The sequence below is a fragment of the uncultured Vagococcus sp. genome, assembly GCF_963518325.1.
Lineage (GTDB): Bacteria > Bacillota > Bacilli > Lactobacillales > Vagococcaceae > Vagococcus_D.
This window is the reverse complement of the sequence record NZ_CAUQJB010000019.1, coordinates 47,297-65,311: the sequence shown is the minus strand read 5'-3', so window position 1 is coordinate 65,311 and position 18,015 is coordinate 47,297. Positions and strand designations below refer to the sequence as shown.

Sequence of the window (18,015 nt, the reverse complement as noted above, 5' to 3'; positions counted from 1 at the left end):
AGGGGGGATTAAACAACAATCGATCTTTGTTCACTATTTTGCTAACTTGTTTATTTAGCCAAAGTGAACGATTTGAAGATTAAATTATACTTAAAAAAGAAAACTTGTCAATTTTTTTGACCTAGGCTGACTCATTTTATGAGAACGGTTTTAATTGTCAGATAATTAACTTCAAGCCTTACGGGCCATGAGTGTAGGGCTAAATCATTTTTAGAGAAACTAACAAAAAGTAACGAGATTCAAAAATGTGATATTGATGTGAAGTTTTTGAAATGAATATCTCTATTTCTAACCATATACTAAATAGGCTGACTTTTTAGGTGTTCGTTAATGCTTGCGATTATGAGCTGTATAAGGTAACGAATTCTGTATTTTAATCATTGCATAGGAGAGGACGGAGAGAATATGAAAAAGACCATACCAATTATTGCACTAATTGTGCTACTGTTGCAAAGTGTCTTAGTGCCAGTTGTTGCAGTAGCGGAATCCATTAATGATGGTCCTGTTGCTTCACTGGAACTAAGCCAACTCAAGGGGGTGTTAGTTGATGACAATCAACGGGAAGTTAATCAAGAACGACCATTAAAGAAGGACCAAACTTATTGGCTAAGCTTAAATGGGAACTTGGAAAAAAATGTAAAAGAGTCTGAAATAATCGACTTGTCTGTTAGTTCTAATATTCACATAAATGGAACGACAAGTCCTTTGATCAACAGTGATAGTCAGGAGATTGGCGAAGTCATCGTGAAGGGACAACAGCTGCAAATTAAGTTGTTACCGGATGTGGTCGGCAGCCAACAGTTTGAATTAAGGGTTCCAGTTAGCTACCACGGCGAAGAGGAACTAAGGGATCAGTTAATTATTACTAGTCAGCTAGGGGAAACATCAATTGAGTTTCCATTGTTTCAAGGAGAAATAAAGGAGTCCAGTGAGTCAACTCTTGAAATAAGTTCTAGCACTGAAAGTTCTACCAGCAGTCAGGAAAAGGAAGTACCAGTTAAAAAGAGTGAGAGAATTCAATCAAGCAATCAAATTATTGGCAATATTTTCGATAGCGTGGAGTTAGTGGTTACCCCTGATCCCCTGAAACCAACGCTAACCTCTCAAATAAACGTTAAATATCACTGGTCATTAACGGATGAGCAACAACAAGCTCTAAAAAAAGGAGACACCTATACATTCCAGTTACCACCGGAATTAAAGGTGACAGCGGCAGCCATTGATAAAGAGTTAACCAACGCTGACGGTGAGGTGGTTGCCACCTATACTGTGACGACAGATGGAAAAGTTGTGTTTACGTTTACAGAAGCAGCAGAGAATCTGGAAAATATTTCAGGTGATTTCTGGTTTACAACTAGATTTAATGAAAAAGTTATTACGACACCAGAAGATTTGGAGATTGTCTTTCCCATAAAAGATAAAGACCTACAGATCAAAGTGCCGATTTATACTGAGGCTGAAGAATCCATTGATAAACGAGGGAAGTTGGATAAAGCCTTAAATCCGACAAAAGTAACCTGGGATGTTTTTGTCAATAAAACCAAAGCAGAGCGAACAGCTTTAAAGGTCAAAGAAGAGCTACCTGCCGGTTTAACCGTGACAGAAATTAAAGTGTATGAAATTGCAGTGAATTTTGAAGGCGAGGTGACAAATGAAAATCTAGCTGAAATTCCAGCTACGGATTATGAGGTAGTAGGTACCGACGTGATTTTCAAAGGAACGAGTCGGAAAGCCTATCGTATTACTTATGAAACAAGTATCAATGAAGAGGTTAAACCGGATAAAGGTGGCCCTTTAAAGTTGGTCAATCACGTTACCTCAACGGCTAGTGATGGTAGTGAACTTAAAGCCGAAGCGACAGTTACTGGTCAATACGGAAAAGTGCTGGAGAAAGACAAACCGATTTATCGTCCAGCAGACCTAAGTTTTGATTGGACGGTTAAATACAATTACGGCGAAAAGACAATCAAAGCCAGTGATGCTTTTTTAGCAGACAACTTCTCTGATAATTTAATTTTAGTGGATTCGTCAGTCCTGCTACATCAAATGGTGGCTCAGCCAGACGGCACATATAAAACAGGGGCTAAATTAATAGTAGGGGAAGATTATATCTTAGTTCCAGTTGGCAATGGCTTCCGTGTTAATTTCTTAAAAGAGGTAAAAAATGCTATTAATATGACCTATACGACGAAGATTAAAGATGGCTTGGTGATTGATGACACTCAGCAAACAGTCAGTAACAAGATTCAGACTGTAGGTGGCATCGAATCAGGTACAAGTGGAATGACAACTAAACAAGGGTTAATTAAACGTTATGCAGGCGTTGATTATGATAAGGAAACTCTATCTTGGGCCATGACGGTTAACAATAATAATTATCAAATGCAAGATTGGGAATTAACGGACAGCTTCACAAACAAAGGTCTAACGTTTATGCCAGAAACATTTGTGATGAAAGAGAAGGATGGCAGAACCTTAGTACAAGACATAGACTATGAATTAGTGAATAAATCAAAAGAGGGATTTAGCGTAAAACTAATAGGAGCGGGTTATCAAACCACTACCAAAGCTTTTACGATTGACTATCAAACAGCCTTTGATAAGAAGGAACTGATTGGCGAAAATCTTCCTTATATTAACCGAGCTGTTGCCACATGGATTGATAAAACAGGGGATAAGAAGACCAATACATCAGAGGATAAATTCACCCCTAAAAAAGAAAGTTATGTTAACGGTAGTAAAGATGGCTCATATAATGCAGTCTCTAAAGAGATTACTTGGATTCTTAATACTAATTTTAATCGTGACACAATCAAGAATGGACGCATTGTAGACCCTATCCGAGGAAATCAGCAATACGTCCCAAATTCAGCAAAGTTATATTCCTATACAGTATCTTCTGACGGCGAAATCAAAGATCTGAAAGAAATAACTCCTATAGACATTATCGTACAAAAGAATGAAGAAGTTAAGACCTTAATCGTAAATTTACCGGAAAACAGTAAAAATACTGGGTATCAGTTGGTATTCAAAACAACTTTGGCAGACCAAATCGTGGAAGCTGAAGAAAGCTATGAAAATACGGCTACCTTAGAAGAAGACGGTGTCGTAAAAGATACGATTACGGGAAGTGTCTCGATTAAAAATGGAGGAACCTTTGCTAGCAAGGGGGGACGACAAGACCCGAATAATCCCGATGTCCTTAGTTGGGACATTTTAGTTAATCCAAGTCAGTCAACCTTAAGTAATTTTATGGTAAAGGATTATCCGTCAGTCAATCAACAGCTTAACCCTGAAAGTCTCAAAATCGTTGAACTGGTCAGTGATGAAAACGGCGAATTTTCATTGACCGATACGGTCTTAGCGAAAGGGAGCGACTATCAAGTTCTGGTGACACGGGATGATGCCACTGGGGAAGAAATTATGACCATTAGTTTTAATCATAAAATTACCAAGGCTTACCGAATCAGCTACACAGCAGATTTGATGTTGGCAAAAGGTGAAAAAGCTGTAAGCAACCATGTCTCGATTTCTGGGGATAATGTTAAAGTGGTGACTCAGGATAAAACCAGTACGATTCAAGTTGAAACCTCCGAAGGTGGGGGAACAGGTAGTGGTGAAAAACTTAATTTCTATTTGAAAAAAACCGATAACCGCGGCAACCCCCTAAAGGGAATTACTTTTGAAATCTTAAACAGTAAAACTCGGAAATTAATGCGGACTGTTACTTCAGACGCAAATGGTTTAGTTTATGTTCAAAACATGTTGACCGGTACTTATCTGTTGAGAGAAGTGGCTCAGCAAAATGGCTACATGCTGTCGACGGAGCTGCGAGATGGTAAAGTGATTACTGTCAGCAAAGCTAATGCAGATGTGGCACACGCGTTGATCGTAACTAATCAACTCAATCAAGTGTCGTTGATAAAACAAGATGCTAAAGGAAAAGCACTAGCAGGCGCTGTCTTTAGCCTCAGTATGAAGGATGCCCAAGGTCACTATCAAAAGGTTCTTGAGCATCAGAGCGTGACCAGCACAATTAAAGGGGAAGTACTGATTGAAGGCTTGCTAACTGGTTCTTATCGCCTGACTGAAGTGAGTCCTGCTCCTGGATATATCAAAAATACAGAGACGGTTGATTTTACTATTACAAGTCAGGAAACCGCTAAGATTTCGTTGGGCAATTACATTAATTATCAAGGAATCGTTGAATTTAGGAAAACAGATAACCAAGGAAAAGGACTACAAGGTGCTAGGTTTAACGTGTTGGATCGAGACTTGAAGGTGGTTAAAGTGGTCACTTCCAATAAGGATGGTCTTGTGACCATTGAGTTGGCACCAGGTCATTACACGATTGTTGAAATAGAAGCACCATCTGGTTATTTGTTGAATCAAACTCCTAAAAGAGTTGAAATTAAAGGAACGGCGACAGGCAAACCAGAGATCATTACATTGGATGCTTTGGAAAATTATCAAGGATCAGTTGAACTTGAAAAAGTATCAGTCTTAAAGTTACCCTTGAAAGATGCAGAATTTAGTTTGTTTAAAAAAGATGGCACAGGGATAAAATCAGGATTAGTAACCGATAGCAATGGCAAACTAGTTGTCAATGGCTTAGCCAGTGGCGATTATTATTTCCAAGAAACGAAGGCACCTACTGGCTATCTCCTCAATACAGATAAATATGATTTTACCATCAGCAAAGAAGCTCGAACAGAACCAGCTGTTGTTAAAACGCGTCAGGCCATCAATTATCAGGGGACTGCCCGCTTAATTAAACTGAACGAAGCTGGCGAACGATTGGGGAAAGCAGAATTTAAAGTAGTCAAAGCAAATGGGGAATTAGTTAAGACCGGGATTGTTGCGAATCAGGATGGGGAAGTTTTGATTCAGAACTTAGCTCCTGGGGATTATTTCTTTGAAGAGTTAAAAGCACCTAAGGGTTATGTTATCAACCGACAACAAGTGGCTTTCACAATTGCTGATGCTAGTCTTGGCGAGCCTGTAGAAGTTACTGCTGGAACTTTGACTAACTATCAAAGTAAGGCTCAATTAATCAAGAAGGATGCATTAGGGAATCCTATAGCGGGTGCTGTCTTCAAAGTGATTGATCAGCAAGGCAAGACAATTGCCGAGTCGTTAAGCTCCAATGCTAATGGAGTTGTTGAAGTGACTGGCTTAGTGGCTGGGGAATACGCCTTTGTGGAAACTAAGTCTCCAGGTTTTATGTTAAACGAGACGCCGCAGTCCTTTACCATTCAAAGTGGGTATGAGGGTACCCCGATAGTGGAACAAGCAGGGGAACTGATCAACTATCAGGGAAGCGTTGAACTAAGGAAGACAGACGATCGAGAGACGCCTTTAGAAGGTGCGGAGTTCACTCTTTATAAAGACAGTGGGGAACTGATTGCCGGCGGATTAGTAACGAATTCGCAAGGAAATCTTTTAGTTAAGGCTTTGGCACCTGGCAAGTATTATTTTGAAGAGTCAAAGGCACCAATGGGCTATTTGATTAATACGAAAAAAATAACCTTTAACATTCAGCAATCTGCTCAAACTCAACTAGATCCTGTTGAGGTAAGGGCGATTAATTATCAAGGAGTAGCAAGCTTGATCAAAGAAGATGAAAGTGGTCAGCCATTATCTGGAGCAGTCTTTAAGGTTGTCAGTAAAGATAAAAAGGGCGAAGACGGTCTGGATTTGGTCATTCGTGAAGGCCTTCAATCGGCTGAAAATGGTTTAGTATCCGTGACTGGCTTAGCTCCTGGTCAGTACGGGTTTGTTGAAACAAAAGCGCCAGCGGGTTATATCCTGAATACACTTGAAAAAGAGTTTACGATTGATGCCTCAGCAGAAGGACAACCGGAAATAGTGAAGGCTGGAAACTTAAAAAATTATCAAGGGAAATTTAGTTTTAGAAAAGTAAACGGCAGTCAAGTCCCATCTTCAGCTACCTATGGATTAAAAGGAGCTGAGTTCGAGATGAGTTATATCAATCGAGGGAAGGTTGATAAACGGGTGTTAACGGCTGATTCAGCAGGAGTTGTTAATTTAACAGGCTTGGCACCAGGTCATTATGAAATCAAAGAAATTAAAGCACCAAAAGGGTTTATCACTCGTACTAAGACCTTTGAATTTGAGGTTGCAGTTGAAAATAATGGCATACCAGCTAGTGTTTTTGCCGGCAGTGGTAGTGACTTATTTGAGAATTATCAAGGAACAGCGGAATTAACTAAGCGGGCTGCCAATGGTCAAGGGCTTGCCGGGGCCATCTTTAGCGTCCTAGATAGTCAAGGTCACGAAATTCAAACAGGCCTCCTGTCAGATAGCAAAGGCGTTGTTAGGGCCGTTGATTTGGCACCTGGTAGTTATGCATTTGTAGAGACACAAGCACCAGCTGGCTACGTGCTCAATAAGGACGAAGTTCCATTTATTATTTCGGAAACCAGCGACAGCGGTCGTGTGGACGTGACGGGACTTGAGTTAACCAATTATCAAGGATCAGTTGCCTTAACAAAACAAAATTCGGTAGGAGAAAAGCTAGCGCAAGCTGAATTTAGTTTGTACAAGCAAAACAAAGCAGAAGACACATTGGTTGCGAAAGAATTAGTGTCGAATGAGCAAGGGTTAATTCGTGTCCGTGAGTTGTCGCCAGGCACATACTACTTTAAAGAGACAAAAGCACCGGTTGGATACTTAATCAACGGCGAAAAAATTAGCTTTAGTATTGCTAAAGAAGCTAGTCAAGTTCCTGAAACCTTGACAGTTACAGCCACCAATTACCAAGGATCAGCAGCTTTAGTGAAGGTCGATGAAGTTGGCAGAACATTAGCAGATGCCGAGTTCAGTGTTCTGACAATAGACGGTAAGGTGATTCAAAGTGGTCTCGTGTCAAATGACGAGGGCTTAGTGAGGGTAAACAAATTAGCACCGGGGACCTATTTCTTTGCGGAAACCAAAGCAGCCCCAGGTCACTTGTTAAATGATGAAAGATTGCCATTCACGATTGTTAATGAAACGATTGGGGAACCGGCATTAGTGATGGCAGGTAATTTCGCTAACTATCAAGGAAGAGCCCAACTGTCTAAAGTCGACCAAAAAGGACAGGGATTAGCAGGAGCTGTCTTTAAAGTCATCAATGAAAACCAACAAACGATTGTAGAAAATCTGGTCTCTAATCAAGAAGGAATTGTCAAGGTAGCTAACTTAGCACCAGGCAACTATGCCTTTGTTGAAACTAAGGCGGTTAAGGGGTATATGTTGAATGAGACGGCTATTCCCTTTAAGATTGCCAACAATGCCTTTAAAGGACCTTTAGAGGTCTTTGGGGGCCAATTGATTAACTATCAAGGGCGTGTCGAATTAGCAAAGGTGAATCAGAGAAATAAACCTTTGGAAAAGGCCATCTTTAACTTATATCGAGAAGATGGCACATTGGCAGCAAAAGATTTAATTACCAATCAAGCAGGAAAAATACAAGTGACTGATTTGGCACCAGGTAACTATTACTTTAGTGAGCAAGTAGCTCCTAAGGGGTATCTCTTAAACACGGAAAAAGTCTGGTTTACTATTAGTGATCAGGCATCAGAAGCACCAGAAGAAGTGAACGTAAAAGCAACAAATTATCAGGGAGCTGCCCAACTTAAAAAGGTGGATAAAGAGGGGAACGAGTTAGCAGGGGCTCACTTCAGACTTCTTGATAGTCAAGGAAATGAAATCCGCCAGAAGTTGGAAACAAACAATCAAGGACTCGTAGTCGCCACAGATTTATCACCAGGGACTTATTTCTTTGAGGAAACACAAGCGCCTAAAGGCTATCTCATCAATAGCAACAAAATAAAAGTTGAAGTGGCGGAAAGTCATGAGGGTCAACCAGAAGTTGTACAAGGGACAAATTTGGTTAATTATCAGGGATCGGCTCAACTAGAAAAAGTAACAGAAGCTGGGCAACCATTAGGAGGAGCAGTCTTTAAGGTGATCAATCGAGATGCCGAAGATGCTCTGGTGGTTGAAGGGTTAGTCTCTGATGAAAAAGGATTAGTAACAGTCGAAGGTCTAGCCCCAGGTAACTACGCTTTTGTGGAAACTGAGGCACCAAGGGGGTATATCTTAAATACCAAAGCAATCCCAGTGACAATTTCTAATCAGGCTCAAGGAGAGCCTGTAGTCTTCAACGCTGGACAGCTGATCAATTATCAAGGGACAATCAGCTTTAAGAAAGTATCAGGTAATGAAAAGACCCGTGTCTTAAAAGACGCTATCTTTAAATTGAGTAAAGTCGATGGTCAAACAAGAGAATTGGTCAATGACCACGTGGTGACGGCTAGAAATTCCGATAGCATCGTGTTAACTGGTTTAGCCCCAGGTCACTACGTACTGGAAGAAACACTGGCTCCAGCTGGCTTTATTAAACGACTAGAACCTATTGAGTTTGAAATTGGTTCAAGGGCTGAAAATCGACCTGAGAATGCTTATAGGCTAAATAAAGAGTTGGTCTTTGAAAACTACCAAGGAACAGCTGAACTAATCAAAAGCAATCAAGAAGGAGAGGGGCTTCAAGGAGCTGTCTTTAATCTTGTAGACGGACAAGGACAAGTCATTCAAAAGGAGTTAACATCTGATTCTGAAGGACGAGTAAAAGCTGAAAACCTAGCACCTGGTACATACTATTTCTTAGAAACAAAGGCTCCGAGTGGTTATTTAATTAACACTGAGAAGGTAACATTTACCATTGAGGGAGAAAGCCAGGATGGGCATGCAGATATTAATAACTTACGTCTCATTAACTATCAGGGATCAGTCTCACTAAAAAAAGTTGATGATCAAGAGAAGGTCTTGGCGGGCGCTGAATTTAGCCTGTATTTGCAAAATAAAGGCAAGGATACCTTAATCGCAAAAGAGTTAGTTTCCGATGCGCAGGGGATGATTACAGTGACTGATTTAGCTCCAGGAATCTATTACTTTAAAGAAACCAAAGCACCTGTGGGTTATGTCTTATCGGCCAATAAATTCACGTTTACGATTGCAACCGAAAATAGTCAGAAACCAGAGAGTGTCACTGTGGATGCTGTTAATCTTCAAGGCTCCGTAATCTTGACGAAGAAAGCGACTGGAACGATGAAATCCCTTGAAGGTGCTGAATTTACCTTAGTGACGGCTGCTGGAGAAGTAGTTAATCAAGAGCTGATAACAGATGCCAATGGGCGTATTATGGTTAAAAACTTGGCACCAGGGGATTACGCTTTTATCGAAACGAAGGCACCAACAGGTTATCGTTTAGATTCTAAACCAGCCGCCTTCAAGATAAAGGCTGAGGCTGAAGAAGTTGTTAAAGAAAATCACTTGTCAGCTGTCCAAGTAACCAAATACAACGAGCCAATTAAACCTGTGACGCCTATCTCAAGTAAAAAGGGGCGGGGGGACTTACCTCAAGCGGGCAATCAATCTGATTTATTTGCTACTGTCATAGGTGCAGGAATAGTTGGAGGGATTGTGATGGTAAGAAGGAAACGTAAGACCGTTTAGCAACAGTATGCAAATCGGCATAAAAGGCCCAGAGCTTTTATAAGCTTTGGGCCTTTTATTGTGCAAAAAAAACGCTGAGACCGAAGTCAAAGCGTTTGATTATCGTCCAAAATTAGTGACCGTTGAGGGTATTTTTCAATTAACTCCATACGATCTGTCACAAAAATAATGGACATCTTCTGGTCATTAGCTAAATTGATTAAAGTAGGGATTAAGGTGTCGACAAACTCATGGGACAAATCTAAAGCCACTTCGTCGATAAAGACTAGTTCTCTTTCCATGGCAAAAGCTCGGACTAAGTGAATCAACATACAGGTTTCTGGAGTAATCCCATCAGGTCGTAAAGCACCAATAGTTGGTTTCAATTTGAAGTAATGTCCCCATTGTTCCAGCTTGTTTTGATAAGATACCAGTTCTTTTTTGGGGATGCCAAGCATCATGTTTTCCTCAATTGTAAGAAAGGGTAAAAGAGAATTGTTGTGCCCGATATAATAGAAGTTATCAAATGTCGCTGAGAGTTTCTTCTTCTTTTTTTCTGCACCGTGTTTGGCACTTGACTCCAGATAAAGCAACGTAAACAGTTGTTCTGGAGGTAGATTATATTCGCAATAATCAACTTGTTGTTCCATTAAAACACCACCTTTAGTAGTACATCCTTTGAGCTAAAAAGTTAACCAGGAAAGCCGTTGTTAAAGTCACTGCTAAAAAACTCAACATTAATAAAAAAATAAAACTAAGAGAAACAACTGAAAATACATTGTGGTATGAAAAGGTTTTGCCACTGGCTTCAACAAAATAAAAAGATTGTTCGTTGAAAGGTAACAGTACATTTTCCTTATCTTCACTAGGTTCGATTGCTGTCGTGTGTTGGGTATTAAAAGTCAAGTCATAAGGCAACTCTGCATTGAACAAGCGATCATTGATGGAGACGGTTGCTGTTTTAAAACTCGATTGAAAAATTAACAACAAGGCTAAGATGGCAAAAAAACTAAAGATAATCGGAAAGAGAGCTTCCACGACCAATTGAAAAATCACTCGCCATTTCTTAATGCCTAAATTTAACAAAGAGTTAATATCACGTCTTCGTTTAATTAGCAGTGTTCCTGTTAGGAGCATCAACAATAAGCTGATCCCCGCCACAACTAATTTGGTAAAGAGGTGATACCGTGATTTAAGTGCTTGACTTGCGGCAGAAAAGGTTTCAAAGCCATTGGCCTTCATTTCTGGTAAAAATTTATAGATAATATCCCAACGTGCTGAAATCTCGTTAACTTTTATTTCTCGCGTGGCATCTAAGACAACGAGGCAAGTGAGACATAATAAAGCCATGGAGAAAAAGATAAATAAAATAATGTTGTATTTTTTGTAATAGGTAATGCTGGAAAATACATTCTTAATTTCGCTCATCTCCATTTCGCCAGTATAAAAGGTAACCTTATATCTATAGTATAGAGAATACATGTGAAAAATATATGAAAAAAAAAGGATAAAGTGCAAAAAAGCAACGAATCTTATGTGATTCGTTGCTTAGATAATTATTTTTTGACTTCAGTAGAAGTGGTGGTTGATTGATCGGTTGCATCTGGATGATACTCTTTATAGGTTTTCGTTTCATATAAATCAACGGTTGATTTACCATTGTGTTTACTGTAAACACTAGTCGAAGCAGCACCTTTTTCTTTTTCAATCGATTCAATTTGTTCCAACTGACCTTTGTAGTTATAGTCCTCTGGCACGACTTCTTTCAAGCCACTATCGTAGTAGCGAAGCAAGTCACCATTGGTCATAGCATCAGAGGTTTTTAACTGAAGTTGTACTTTTTCACGTAAAGCATCGATTTCCTGAGTTAACTCTTCCCCAGGTTCTTCGACTAATTCTTTAGTTGCGTTAAGGTAGATTTTGTCACCAAGAACCGTGTATTTAGGTGTAAGGAAATTACCATTTCTAAAGGCGACAATTTGCTCGTTTTCTTTAGAAAACAAGTCTTGTCCTAATTGTAAATACTTCGAGTTGTCGATGCCGAGTAAACCTAGTAAGGTCGGTAAGACATCCACTTGGCCACCATAAGTTGATTGAATGCCGCCATCTGTTCTACCAGGTATATGGAACATCAATGGTACACGCTGCATTTGAGCATTGTCAAAGTTGCTCCATGTAGTAGGATCCTGTCCAAGTAATTCCGCTAACTCCGTATTACGTGAATCAGAGACGCCGTAGTGATCACCATACAAGACGATCATCGAATTGTCATATAATCCACTTGCTTTTAAATAATTGAAAAATTCTTCAACAGATTTATCAAGGTAATTAGCTGTTGCGAAGTAGCCATTGATGGTTGAATCTTTGGTGTTCGCCATTGGGAAACCAGCTTCATCGTCTTTAAATTCAGAGTAAGGATAATGATTTGAGACAGCAATCATTTTTGTGTAAAAAGGTTGTTGCAGATGTTCCAGATATTGCACTGATTGTTGGAAAAATGGTTTGTCATGCAAACCATACTGGAATGAATTATTTTCATTAACATCATAGTAACTAGCGTCAAAGAAATAATTATAACCAAATCGTTTGTAAGTTTCATTACGATTCCAGAATGTTCCGGCATTACCGTGGAAAACAGCGCTGGTATAGCCTGCTTCCTGACCTAAAATAGCTGGAGCAGCTTGGAAAGTATTTTTATCACCTAACTGTGTGAACAAGGGACCTTGATCCAGTCCGAAAAATGAGTTTTCCAACAAGGTTTCAGCATCACTAGTTTTACCAGCTTTTACCTGATGGAAGGAATTTTCAAAACTAAAGGTATCTTGAGCGTGAAATAAACTATTTAAGAATGGTGTGACTTCATGCTCAACACCATTTTCATCTTTTAACTTATAGTCAATCATAAATTGTTGCAGACTTTCCAAGTGAATGTAGATGACGTTTCGACCTTTAGCAATGCCAAATTTGTCGGCGTTAGGAGCTGCGTGATGCTGGTCAACGTATTCTTTGATGCTTACCACATCATTTTCACTTGCTTGAGCACGGTTTTGATTGGCTTTGTAAGTTTGAACACCATCGTATACCGTAAAGACATTTAAGCCTAAATATTTAACAATATGGTTACGGGAGAAGGTTCGTTTAAGTAATTCGGAACGACTCATTTCTGCTAATGACAAGTTACCAGCAAACAATAAGAAGGACATTGCTGTCATAGCAAAAGCCCAGCGAGCGCGAATAGGTGTCGTACTCATTTTAATTTTTTTAGTGGCCAGTAAAACGATCAGAACGATAATATCGATCACGTAAAGAATGTCATAGGGTCTGAACAAGCGCAAGGCACTTTCTCCTAGACCAGAGGCAACTTTACCAGCACCTAGCATGGTGTTAATGGTAATAAAGTCAGTGAACTCACGATAGTAAATGACATTGGAGAACAACAACAAGGTCAGCAGGGAATAAAGAACCATCATCGTAATGTAGGAGCCCTTGGTTTTCTTAATATATAAAGCTGCAGATAACATAAAGATAGTTGTCGCAAAGGGGTTGATGAATAATATTAAGTATTGGAACGCATCTTCCAGTCCTAAATTAAAATCAATCAGATAAGCAAAGATACTTTTAGCCCAGGTCAGGATGACCAGAAGAGCAAAGAACCCCATACGCGAATTTAACCAATTAGGGTAATGCGATTTTTTCAATGTAAAAACTTCCTTTCAATTTTAAAGGTGAAAATAATTAAGTAAATTTAGTTAGCATTTGATCAGCAGGAAAAGCTGGGACCTTTGACAGTGGTCATATTAAGCTAATAACCTGTGCGGAAATGCGTTTTAAGTACGGGGTACAATAACCCATACTCTCTATTTTACCAAGTATACTAGCCAAAAGTCAATTTGTATCATTTTCATGAAAATGTTAAGAAAAAATTCAGGTTTAGGAAATGAAGATAACCATTAATTTAACTCAATGTATCGGGCTGTAAAAAAATGTCGACAGCAAAAGAATTTAAGCTCAATTCACAGATTCAGCATATTTTACAAGAGCTATCTTGCATAATTATGTTAGAATAGTCATTAAGATAATGATACTAAAAAAGTGTGAAGAAATTTATATAAGAAATGAGAAAAATAATGAAAAAAGTCAAGGTAACAAAACGAGCGGCACAACAACTGAAGAAGGGATACCCTTTAATTGTCAGCCAAGACCTAGTAAATTCCGCAGATGAAACCGTTGAAGGCTTGGTGCAATTTATCGGCTCACAAGGAGAATTTCTGGGATCAGGTTATTTAGGGAAACAAAATAAAGGGTGTGGTTGGTTATTAAGCCAGAATGAACAGGAGAAAATTAATCAGACATTTTTCCGACGATTATTTGCGGAAGCCTTGGTAAAACGTCAGATTGATAGCCAATTAACAACAGCTTACCGATTATTTAATGGGGAGGGAGACGGTCTGGGAGGTGTGACCATCGATGTTTATGAAGACTTTGCTTTGTTCTCTTGGTATAACACGAGTATTTATCAACTGAAAGAGGCGATAATCGATGCTTTTTTAGCGGAAACACCATTTATTATTGGAGCATATGAAAAAAATCGTTTTGATTTGGCAAGTCTGCCTGATAGTCAGCATATATGGGGAAAAGAAGCGCCGACTCCCTTGTTAGTTAAAGAAAATGGGATCACTTTTGCGACTTATCTAGATGATGGCATGATGACGGGGATCTTTTTAGATCAGAAAGATGTTCGAGGTCGATTGGTTGACGGCCTTGCCTTAGGCTTAAATGTCTTGAACACCTTCAGTTATACCGGGGCTTTTTCTGTAGCAGCAGCCATGGGTGGCTCTGCCAGTACTGTTAGTGTGGATTTAGCCAAGCGGAGTTTACCTAAAACTAAGGAGATGTTCGAGGTTAATGGCCTTTCTCTCGACAACAATAAAATTGTTGTCATGGATGTTTTTGAGTACTTCAACTATGCTAAACGTAAAAAATTAAGCTTTGACATGATTATTTTGGACCCGCCAAGTTTTGCCCGCAGTAAAAAGCGGAATTTCTCCGTTGCACAAAACTATGGTGATTTAGTGGAGGAAGTTGCCGGATTATTGGTGAAAAAGGGCATTTTAATCGCTTCTACCAATGCGGCCAACGTTAGCTTTGATAAGTACCGAAAAATGGTGGAAGAGGCTCTAGGAAATCAGGGAAGGCAGTTTAAGCGACTGGCAACTCATCGCTTGCCTGACGATTTTGTGATTAATCCTAACTATAAAGAAGGCAATTATTTGAAAGTGTTAATCTACGAAGTTATTTAACAGAAATCCAAGTGAGGCTGATCAAAAGGAAGGGATGAAGACTGTGCCTAAAAAGAAAATCCAAAAGACCAATGCTATACGCATAGTTGAACAACATATGATAGCTTATACTGAGCGAGAATACGAATGGCATGATGGCCATGTTGATGCCGTTACAGCAGCTAATAACTTGGGGATAGACGTCAGCACTGTCTTCAAAACGCTATTGACTGTTGGCAATAAAACCGGGCCCGTGGTGGCTGTTATTCCAGGAAATCAGGAATTGGATTTAAAAGCTTTAGCAAAAGTCAGCGGCAATAAAAAAATGGAGATGCTGCCCTTAAAGGACCTTGAGCAGACAACTGGCTATATTCGGGGAGGCTGTTCTCCAGTTGGCATGAAGAAATTGTTTCCCACCTACATTGATCAACAAGCGTTGGAAAAGGGGACAATCCATGTATCAGCTGGAAAAAGAGGTCTGCAGATGGGCATTGCTGCCAATGATTTAGCAGGATTGGTTAAGGGGCAGTTTGTGCCTATTGTGGCTGAGTAAAGGAGGAGATTAAGATTCTTATCTGTAATTGATTTAAGTATTAGGGAGGTTAACAATGAACGAGCAAGTATCACTTAGAAGATATAACCCTCAAAAGGACCAACACGTTTTAGAGAACTATCACTTAATCAATGATCGATTCACTGCTCATCCAAAAGAAAAAGTCAAAGAATTAGACGAGGATCAGCAACTGTTTCCTCTGTTTATTTGTAAGGAAGAAACAGTGGTAGGGTTCTTTTGTTTAAATGGCTACCCAGCAGCAGAAGCCTTTAGCAACAATTCAAAGGCACTGTTACTGCGAACGTTATCAACAGATGAACGATATCGGGGAAGAGGGCTGGGCAAAGCAGGCATGCAGGCTTTAGAAACGTTTCTTCCATTAGAATTTCCTGAATGTGATGAAATCGTACTGGCTGTCAATCATCAAAATGTGCTTGCCCAGACCTTGTATCGAGAAATTGGTTTTGAGGACACTGGCAAACGATTAAATGGACCACTTGGTCAGCAGTATGTTTATCGGAAACAATACTAACAAGTGATATGAGAAATACTCTTAAATAAATGAAATACTGCCAAATCAAGGAAACGAAAACCTTGATTTGGCAGTATTTTTAATTTTAAGTAAAAGAAGAGCTTTGTGATACTTGTCTGCGCTACTTGATTAGCGACGCTCAAATACTTTTTTCTCTGGTAGGGGATAATCCGATGCTTTTTCATTATCTGTGGCTAAAGCCTCTTCAAAGTCTTCAATCGATAAATCAAGGCGACGAGAGATGTTAAAGACACTGTGTAACACATCGTGAAAATACATGGAATTACCTTGCTCAAAATAATCTTTGTACTGGGCAGAGGAGTTACTGTGACCAGTCTCTTCTTGATATTTTTTAGACTCAGCTAAATAATAGTCAAAGTGTTCTTTGGTATAATCAGCGAAAGCATTGTAAATATTAATGGCTAAACTGAGATCAGCTTGCCAAGCACGATAGGCTTTCTTAGCTAAACCATGTTGTGTATCAACTAATTGGAACTGTTCATCGCGAATATTTTGGGTCATTAACATGTCTAAATTTAAATTAAGGCCTGTGTAAGAGACATTATCAAACTTAAATTCTTTCATGTCAGCAAGTTCTTTTAGCAAGCTTTCAGAAGTAAATTGACGATTTTCTAACGTTTTGTAAATTTTCTTTTGTTGGAACATTTAAACCCCTCCACAATCATAATCTAATGCTTCTTTATTATATAACAAGATGAGAGGAACTACAAAATTTAGCTAATACTGATAATAACTGGCGATTTCAGCCGCGTGTTTACCCGCCACATAACCTGTAACAAAAGCAGCTGTGATATTGTAACCGCCTGTGTAGCCATTAATATCAAGGACTTCTCCCGTAAAGAAAAGACCGTCGATTAATTTACTTTCCAGTGATTTTGGTTGAATTTCTTTTAAGGAAATTCCACCTCCCGTCACAAAAGATTTATCGATAGGATAAGTGCCGTTAATTTCTAAACGGAAATCTTTGATTAGTTTAGCAAAACGTTCAATATCCTTTTGATCAAATTGTTTAAGTGGTAGGCTGGAATCGATCTTAGCTTCTATGAGTAAGAACTCTAAATAACGTTCAGGTAGTAGATTTTTCAAGCCATTTTTTATGGATTTTTGTTCCTGTTCAATCTGTCTTTTTTCAATGGCCTTCACAACATCCTGCCAGCTTTTTTGTGGCATAGCATCTAAGGTGACGGTGACACTATTGCGCGAACGGAGTTCCTGATTGACAAACATACTACAGCGAAGAGCAGCCGGGCCAGAAATCCCAAAGTGAGTGAAAAGCAAATCCATTTCATGACTGACAATAGCTTTTCCTTTTTCGTTCAAGACACTGAGAGTCACATCCTGCAAGGCCAGACCTTGAAGAACTTTTTTCTGAATAAAGGGCTCACTGGATTTTAAAGGCGATTCAGTCGGATAAAGAGGAGTCACCGTATGATTGGCCTTTTTAGCAAAACGATAGCCATCGCCAGTCGACCCTGTATAGGAATAAGTTTGCCCACCTGTGGAAACCACAACGCAAGGGGCAACGTGACGATCTCCGGAAGTTAACTGCACACCGACGATTCGTCCATCTTCAATCAATAAGCGTTTAACGGTCTCTTCTGTTAAGATTTCCACGCCAAGCTCCGTCAATTTAGCTGTCAGGCAATCAACGATGGTTTTAGAACGATTGCTGACAGGGAACATCCGACCGTGGTCCTCCTCTTTAAGAGAAACACCATTTTCTTCAAAAAAAGCCATGATTTGTAAGTTATCAAACTGGGAAAAAGCACTATAAAGAAACTTGCCATTTCCAGGAATGTGTTGAATGATATCTTCAGCTGGGCGATTGTTGGTCACGTTACAACGACCACCACCAGTTAATAGGAGTTTTTTTCCAACTCGTTTGTTTTTTTCAATTAATAAAGTACGGGCGCCATTTTCAGCAGCCGAGATAGCAGCCATCATACCACTGGTGCCAGCACCGATTACAATAACGTCTTTTGTCATAAAGATATTCCTCCGTTTCAGCCTTAGTTTACCACAGTTTTCCAATAAATTGAAAACTGTAAGGTTTTCAGAAAATTTAGAAAATTAATCATTTTTCCTTTTTTTTTGAAAAAAATTGAGCTATACTTGGTGACATATTAAAT

Annotated in this window: 9 protein-coding genes; 4 read left to right on the top strand and 5 right to left on the bottom strand. The window is 39.4% G+C overall.

Annotated features, from left to right (window positions below; all coding sequences use genetic code 11):
• Positions 1-405: 405 nt before the first annotated feature.
• Positions 406-9,522 carry a SpaA isopeptide-forming pilin-related protein gene (locus RWN13_RS14940; RefSeq protein ID WP_314065254.1) on the top strand — a complete coding sequence of 3,039 codons (9,117 nt, stop codon included), beginning with the start codon at positions 406-408 and terminating at the stop codon, positions 9,520-9,522.
• A gap of 86 nt (positions 9,523-9,608) precedes the next feature.
• On the opposite strand, the gene RWN13_RS14935 is transcribed toward RWN13_RS14940, so the two are convergent.
• From RWN13_RS14935 to RWN13_RS14925, 3 genes are all read right to left on the bottom strand, one after another.
• Positions 9,609-10,151: a hypothetical protein gene (locus RWN13_RS14935; protein ID WP_314065252.1), complete on the bottom strand. Its 543-nt coding sequence runs from the start codon at positions 10,149-10,151 to the stop codon at positions 9,609-9,611.
• A 13-nt stretch (positions 10,152-10,164) separates the two neighbouring features.
• Complete coding sequence (locus tag RWN13_RS14930) at positions 10,165-10,929, bottom strand: FtsX-like permease family protein (RefSeq protein WP_314065250.1); 765 nt, start codon at positions 10,927-10,929, stop codon at positions 10,165-10,167.
• Between the two features lie 128 nt (positions 10,930-11,057).
• Entirely contained in the window at positions 11,058-13,160 is a 2,103-nt protein-coding gene (locus tag RWN13_RS14925) for an LTA synthase family protein (protein WP_314065294.1), read from the bottom strand.
• A 468-nt stretch (positions 13,161-13,628) separates the two neighbouring features.
• On the opposite strand from RWN13_RS14925, the gene RWN13_RS14920 reads away from it, so the two are divergent.
• Genes RWN13_RS14920 through RWN13_RS14910 form a run of 3 tightly spaced genes read left to right on the top strand, consistent with a single transcriptional unit; the run spans position 13,629 to position 15,865 of the window.
• Entirely contained in the window at positions 13,629-14,801 is a 1,173-nt protein-coding gene (locus tag RWN13_RS14920) for a class I SAM-dependent rRNA methyltransferase (protein ID WP_314065248.1), read from the top strand.
• A 34-nt stretch (positions 14,802-14,835) separates the two neighbouring features.
• Positions 14,836-15,333: a Cys-tRNA(Pro) deacylase gene (gene ybaK / locus RWN13_RS14915; RefSeq protein WP_314065246.1), complete on the top strand. Its 498-nt coding sequence runs from the start codon at positions 14,836-14,838 to the stop codon at positions 15,331-15,333.
• Between the two features lie 55 nt (positions 15,334-15,388).
• Positions 15,389-15,865, top strand: a complete 477-nt coding sequence (locus RWN13_RS14910) for a GNAT family N-acetyltransferase (protein WP_314065244.1) — start codon at positions 15,389-15,391, stop codon at positions 15,863-15,865.
• A gap of 129 nt (positions 15,866-15,994) precedes the next feature.
• Here the strand turns inward: RWN13_RS14910 and RWN13_RS14905 are convergent, their stop codons facing one another.
• Positions 15,995-16,531, bottom strand: a complete 537-nt coding sequence (locus tag RWN13_RS14905) for a hypothetical protein (RefSeq protein WP_314065242.1) — start codon at positions 16,529-16,531, stop codon at positions 15,995-15,997.
• Between the two features lie 72 nt (positions 16,532-16,603).
• Complete coding sequence (locus tag RWN13_RS14900; RefSeq protein ID WP_314065240.1) at positions 16,604-17,872, bottom strand: NAD(P)/FAD-dependent oxidoreductase; 1,269 nt, start codon at positions 17,870-17,872, stop codon at positions 16,604-16,606.
• Positions 17,873-18,015: the final 143 nt, after the last annotated feature.

What these genes read in the sequence shown, in the direction of transcription:
- RWN13_RS14940 (WP_314065254.1), top strand. Translation starts at nt 406, where the DNA reads ATGAAAAAGACCATACCAATTATTGCACTAATTGTGCTACTGTTGCAA.
- RWN13_RS14935 (WP_314065252.1), bottom strand. Translation starts at nt 10,151, where the DNA reads ATGGAACAACAAGTTGATTATTGCGAATATAATCTACCTCCAGAACAA.
- RWN13_RS14930 (WP_314065250.1), bottom strand. Translation starts at nt 10,929, where the DNA reads ATGAGCGAAATTAAGAATGTATTTTCCAGCATTACCTATTACAAAAAA.
- RWN13_RS14925 (WP_314065294.1), bottom strand. Translation starts at nt 13,160, where the DNA reads ATGGGGTTCTTTGCTCTTCTGGTCATCCTGACCTGGGCTAAAAGTATC.
- RWN13_RS14920 (WP_314065248.1), top strand. Translation starts at nt 13,629, where the DNA reads ATGAAAAAAGTCAAGGTAACAAAACGAGCGGCACAACAACTGAAGAAG.
- ybaK (WP_314065246.1), top strand. Translation starts at nt 14,836, where the DNA reads ATGAAGACTGTGCCTAAAAAGAAAATCCAAAAGACCAATGCTATACGC.
- RWN13_RS14910 (WP_314065244.1), top strand. Translation starts at nt 15,389, where the DNA reads ATGAACGAGCAAGTATCACTTAGAAGATATAACCCTCAAAAGGACCAA.
- RWN13_RS14905 (WP_314065242.1), bottom strand. Translation starts at nt 16,531, where the DNA reads ATGTTCCAACAAAAGAAAATTTACAAAACGTTAGAAAATCGTCAATTT.
- RWN13_RS14900 (WP_314065240.1), bottom strand. Translation starts at nt 17,872, where the DNA reads ATGACAAAAGACGTTATTGTAATCGGTGCTGGCACCAGTGGTATGATG.